The sequence below is a fragment of the Streptomyces sp. UNOC14_S4 genome, from assembly GCF_020740835.1.
Taxonomy (GTDB): domain Bacteria; phylum Actinomycetota; class Actinomycetes; order Streptomycetales; family Streptomycetaceae; genus Streptomyces.
Genome location: NZ_JAINFC010000507.1, coordinates 1 through 5,328, shown reverse-complemented (window position 1 = coordinate 5,328; position 5,328 = coordinate 1). Strand labels below are relative to the sequence as shown.

At 71.1% G+C, this 5,328-nt stretch carries 4 protein-coding genes; 3 read left to right on the top strand and 1 reads right to left on the bottom strand.

Features of this window, described 5'->3' with window-relative positions; translation table 11 throughout:
- Positions 1-158: 158 nt before the first annotated feature.
- Entirely contained in the window at positions 159-1,175 is a 1,017-nt protein-coding gene (locus K6I34_RS30745) for a beta-ketoacyl-ACP synthase 3 (protein ID WP_229330982.1), read from the bottom strand.
- A 582-nt stretch (positions 1,176-1,757) separates the two neighbouring features.
- On the opposite strand from K6I34_RS30745, the gene K6I34_RS30740 reads away from it, so the two are divergent.
- From K6I34_RS30740 to K6I34_RS30730, 3 genes are all read left to right on the top strand, one after another.
- A complete protein-coding gene (locus tag K6I34_RS30740; protein WP_229330981.1) occupies positions 1,758-2,555 on the top strand; it encodes a thioesterase family protein in 798 nt (265 codons plus the stop codon).
- Between the two features lie 322 nt (positions 2,556-2,877).
- Positions 2,878-4,662 (top strand): fatty acyl-AMP ligase, encoded by a 1,785-nt coding sequence (locus K6I34_RS30735; RefSeq protein WP_229330979.1) that lies wholly within the window; start codon positions 2,878-2,880, stop codon positions 4,660-4,662.
- 13 nt (positions 4,663-4,675) lie between these two features.
- The coding region (locus K6I34_RS30730) for an acyl-CoA desaturase (RefSeq protein ID WP_229330977.1) at positions 4,676-5,328 on the top strand (653 nt) is incomplete at its 3' end.

Genomic DNA, 5,328 nt, shown 5'->3' with positions numbered 1-5,328 from the left:
GGCTGGGGCGGACGAAGGGGCCGGAGGACGTATCTGAGGCCGGACAGGAGGGCGGGCCGGAGGGGAGTGGTCCGGGTGGTGACGGGGTCATGGCGTCCCTCGGCTTCCGTCGGTGGGCCGGGGGCTTCCCCCGTCGGAGCCCGCCGGAAACGCGGACGTTACGGGAGACGGACCACCTGGGCGCCCCAGGTGAGGCCCGCGCCGAAGCCGAGCAGCAGCGCCAGGTCGCCGCCGCCCACCGCTCCCGACTCCCGCAGCCGCGCCATGGCCAGCGGGATCGACGCGGCGGACGTGTTCCCGGCGTGCGCCACGTCCCGCGCCACGGCCACCCGCCCGGGCAGTTCCAGCCGCTGCACCAGCGTCTCGATCATCCGCAGGTTCGCCTGGTGCGGGATGAAGGCACCGAGCTCCTCCGGCGCCACGCCCGCCGCGTCGAGCGCCCGCCGGGCGACCTCCGGCAGTTCGGCGATGGCCCAGCGGAACACCTCGGGCCCCGCCATCCGCATCGTGGGCCATGGCACGTCCTGGCCGTCGCGGTACTCCCGCCAGTCGGCCGAGTGCGCGATGAGCCCGGCGCGGCTCCCGTCGGTGCCCCAGACGGCTGGCCCTATCCCGTCCCCCGGCCCGCCGTCCGGGCCGTCCTGGCCCAGTGGCCCGACCACCACCGCCCCGGCACCGTCGGCGAACAGGATGCCGGTGGCGGGATCCTCCGGGTCGACGATGTCCGTCATCTTGTCGGAGCCGACCACCAGCACATGGCGCGCCGTGCCGTCCCGTACCAGCGAGGCGGCCAGGGTCAGCGCGTAACAGAAGCCCGCGCACGCCGCGTTCAGGTCGAACGCGGCGGCCCCGACGCCCAGCCGGTCGGCGATCACGGCCGCGCCACCGGGGCTCTGCCGCAGGTTCGACATCGAGGCCAGGACGACGGCGTCCAGCGCGGCGGGCGCGACCCCGGCGTCCGCGGCCGCCTTCCGCGCGGCCTCCACCGCCATGTCCACCACGGATTCGTCCGCCGCGGCGTAGCGACGCTCGACGATTCCGGTACGCCGTTCTATCCATTCGGCCGTACGTCCGGTGCGGGCGGCGACCTCGTCATTGCCCACGACCCGATGCGGCCGGTAGGCGCCGATCCCCAGAATTCCTACGTTGTGTGCGGCAGTTCGCCGTATCAGCATGGCAATACCCACCTTCGGTCCGTCCTGCCCGCCGGGCCGGGGCCGGCCGATCCCGCCGCCCCGTAATTCCGCACCTCCGGCGGAACCGGGTCACAGGGGTATCGACGGGAGCGCCGGGCCGACCCGGTCCGCGGCGGATGTCATCGGAGCCCGTGAGCGGTGTTTCCGTTCCGTTCCGGAAAAGCCGGACCGGCCGTTCCCGCCTGGGGCGACATCACAGTACGAGGATTCCGCCGTCCGGGAGTTGCAACGCAGTGACAACCGCCGTGCCGCACATATCGGCCCCCCGTAGCCGGATCGTTCAGCTCGCTTGCGGTGACTATGTACGGGCGGGTTGGATTACGCAACCCACCAAGTGACGGCCGTCGAGTGTTGAACGTCACGCGATCACCGCGATTTACCGGTCCGTGACGCGGGTCACAAAACTATTGCTTGCCTGCCGATACGGGCCCCTTCTACGGTCACCCCTGTGATCCAACTCATCGCAATGACCGGCTTGTTGTCGACGATCGAGATCCGTCTCCGTCCGGAGTTCCTGCCGACCGTCCACGCCGTGTCACCGGCCGCCGGAACGGAGGGCGCATGACGGCCGCACCTTCACCCCTGTCCCCCCTGGACCTGCTGGAACGGCGCCCAGGGGAGTGGATCGACGCCGGAGCGCACCTGAACGGTTTCGGTGGATTCCATGGCGGGCTCACGCTCGCGCTCATGGCCGCCGCGATGCAGGACGAAGTGCCGGATCTCGCCCTGCGCAGTGTTACCGCGCGTTTTCACCGAACCCTCGGCAACGCATTCCGGGTGGAGACCTCCCGGGTACGCGCCGGGCGCACTGTCACCTCTTTTGCCGCGCAGGCAATAACGGCCGAAGGAACGCATGTCGAGGCGTCCGCGGTCTTCGGAACTCCGAAGCCCGCGGAATGGCGGACGTTCGCCCCGGCGGCCCCGGCGGTCCCGCCTCCCGAGGAATGCGAGCTCTTCGTCATTCCGCCGGAGTTCGTGCCCATTTCCCGATACCTGGAGATCCGCCCGGTCGGTGCCGCCCGGCCCTATGCGGGCGGGGACGAGCCCGAACTCACCGCGTGGATCAGGCTGCTGGGCGACGAGCGGCCGCCGGACGCCCCACGTCTCGTCCTGCTGATGGACTCGCTCGCGCCGTCCTACGCGGCCGTGCTGTCGACGCTGGCCGTCGTGCCGACCGTCGAGCTCACCGTACGGCCCGGCGACGGCCTCGGCCGGGCCGACTCGCCCTGGATCCTGCTGCGCGCGCGGACCCGGACGGCCGACGCCGACGGCTGGGTGGACGAGGAGATCGACGCCTGGGACCGCGACGGCACCCATCTGGGCTCGGCCCAGCAACTCCGCATCATCCGCAGCGTCTGAGAGCACCACCGGCCCTGTCTGAGGGCAACCACAGGCACGGCCGGAAGCACCACCGGCCCTGTCCGGGAGCACCACCGGCAGGGTCTGGGAGCACCACCGGCACGGCTGAGAACAAAGAGCTCCATCCGCACGGCACTAGCCACATCATCAGCACTTCCAGCACCATCAGTACCACCAGCACGGACAGCACCACCTTGCACGGCACGGACAAAACGTTCGCAGGGCCCGCAGCCATCGGAGGAGTGCCGGGCCCCGGTCACGAGAGCAAGCAACGGGGGGCGTGGTGGATCACATATCGGGATGGGCGCGTTCGGAACGGCCCATGTCCCTGCCCGAGGTACTGGAGCACCGCGCGGAGCAGCCGCCTCGGCTCGCTTTCCGCTTCCTGCCCGACGGCACCTCTGACGAGGCCGTCGACTGGACGTACCGGGACCTGGCGGAGCATGCCGCCCTTGTCGCCGCCGACCTGCTGCGGCGCGAACTCGCCGGCCGCCGCGTGGTCCTGGCCCTCGATCCCGGCCTCCACTACGTCGCGGCCCTCTTCGGGATCTTCCGGGCCGGTGCCACCGCCGTGCCCTCCTTCCCGCCCACCGGCAGGCGGGCCCTGGCCCGCTTCGCCTCGATCGTCGAGGACTGCCGCCCCGACGTGATCATCGCGGACGCCCGGCTGGCGGAGCGCGTCGCCCAGTTCGAGGCCGGGCTCCCGGCGACCGCGCACCGCCCGCAGTGGATGTTCGTCGACGACGCCTTCTTCCGGGCCGCCCCGGCCGAGGACCCGCGGGCCACGCCCGTACGGATCGCCGAACCGGCGCTGCTGCAGTACACCTCCGGCTCGACCGGGGACCCCAAGGGCATCGTGCTCAGCCACGACAACCTGGTCAGCAACTGCCTCGCCCTGGAAGAGAACATGGGCTACGAGCCCGACCGCGTCGGCTGCACCTGGCTGCCGCCGTACCACGACATGGGGCTGATGGGCACGATCATGCTCGCGGTGCACGGGGGCTGGCCCCTGGTGCTGATGCCCCCCGCGTTCTTCGTGCAGCAGCCGTACCGCTGGCTCAAGGCGATCACCGACCACAAGGTGACGATTTCGGTCGGCCCGAACTTCGCGTTCGACCTCTGTACGACACACATCACCGACGAGGAACTGGCGACGCTCGACCTCGGCACCCTGCGCCAGGTCTTCTGCGGCTCCGAGCCGGTCTCCCGGGCCACCCTCGACGCCTTCCGCGAGCGCTTCGGCCCGCGCGGCTACGACGAGACGTCGCTCATCCCGTGCTACGGCCTCGCCGAGGCGACGCTGTACGTCTCGGGCAAGCGCACGGGCAGCCCTGTCCGGACGGCCTGGCTGGACAAGGCGGAGCTCGAGAACGGCCGCGTACGGCGGCTCGGCGAGGAGGAGGCCGAGGCCGCGGGGGAGGGCGAGGCCACCCGCGTCGTCAGCTGCGGCGCGATCGCCCTGGACCACGAGGTGATCATCGTCGACCCGCGGGACCGCAGGCCCGTGGAGCCCGGACACGTCGGCGAGGTCTGGGTGCACGGCCCGAACGTCGCCATCGGCTACCTCGGCAGGCCGGACCTCACCGCGGAGACCTTCACCGCCCGCCTGGCGGGTTCGGGAAGTGAACGCGGTGAACGTGATGAACGCGATGAACGCACCTATCTGCGCACCGGCGACCTGGGTTTCCTGCTCGACGGCGAACTCTGCATCACCGGACGCCTCAAGGATCTCGTCGTCATCGCGGGCCGCAATCTCTATCCCCAGGACATCGAGCAGTCCGTACGGCGCTGCCACGAGAAGATCCGTGGCGCCGCGGCTTTCTCCGTGCCGGGGAAGAGCGGCGAGGAACTGATCGTGGTCGCCGAATTCCGCGGTACGGCGCGGCAATTGGCCGGGGAATTCGACGAGGTGCGCGACTCGGTGATCTCCGTGGTCACCCGGGAACAGGGTGTGGCCCCCGCCGATGTGCACTTCGGGCCCGTCGGCGCCATTCCGATGACGACCAGCGGAAAGGTCCGCCGGGACGCGACGCGGAGCGCCTATCTCCAGGGAACGCTGAAAAAGCTGACCCCGTCCGCCGACGACCTGTCGCTGTCCGCGCGGTGACGGGGAGCCCACGATGACTTCCGTGCCCGGGATATCGGCCGGCCCGTCCGCCGCCGACCCCGCAAAGCCTTCCGGTTCCACCGATTCCACCGCCGTGCCGACCGGGTCCTCCGGCGGCGCCGACACCGACGCCTCCGCCCGGCGGCTGGCCTACATCACCGTGGGGGTGCCCACCCTCGGTTTCGCCGGCGCGGTGCTGTTCTCCTTCTCGTACGGCTTCACCGGCGTCGACCTCGGACTGCTCGTCGGCATGTACCTGCTGACGTCGCTGGGTGTCGAGGGCGGCTTCCACCGCTTCTTCTCCCACCTGTCCTTCACCGCCCGGCCCGCGGTCACCGCCTTCTGGGGCATCGCCGGGTCCATGGCCGCCCAGGGCCCGGTCGTGTTCTGGGTGGCGACCCACCGGCAGCACCACGCCTTCACCGACCGCGACGGCGACCCGCACTCGCCCCGGCCGATCGAGGACGGCAGACGGTTCGGCCGCGTCCGGGGCTTCTGGCACGGCCACGTCGGCTGGCTGTTCACGGTCCGCCGCGACAACTGGAGCAGGCGCGTCCCGGACCTGCTGCGGAACCGGCTGATCATGAAGATCAACCAGTACTACTTCGTCTGGGTGCTCCTCGGACTCGCCCTGCCGGCGCTGCTGGGCTGGGCGCTCGGCGGGGG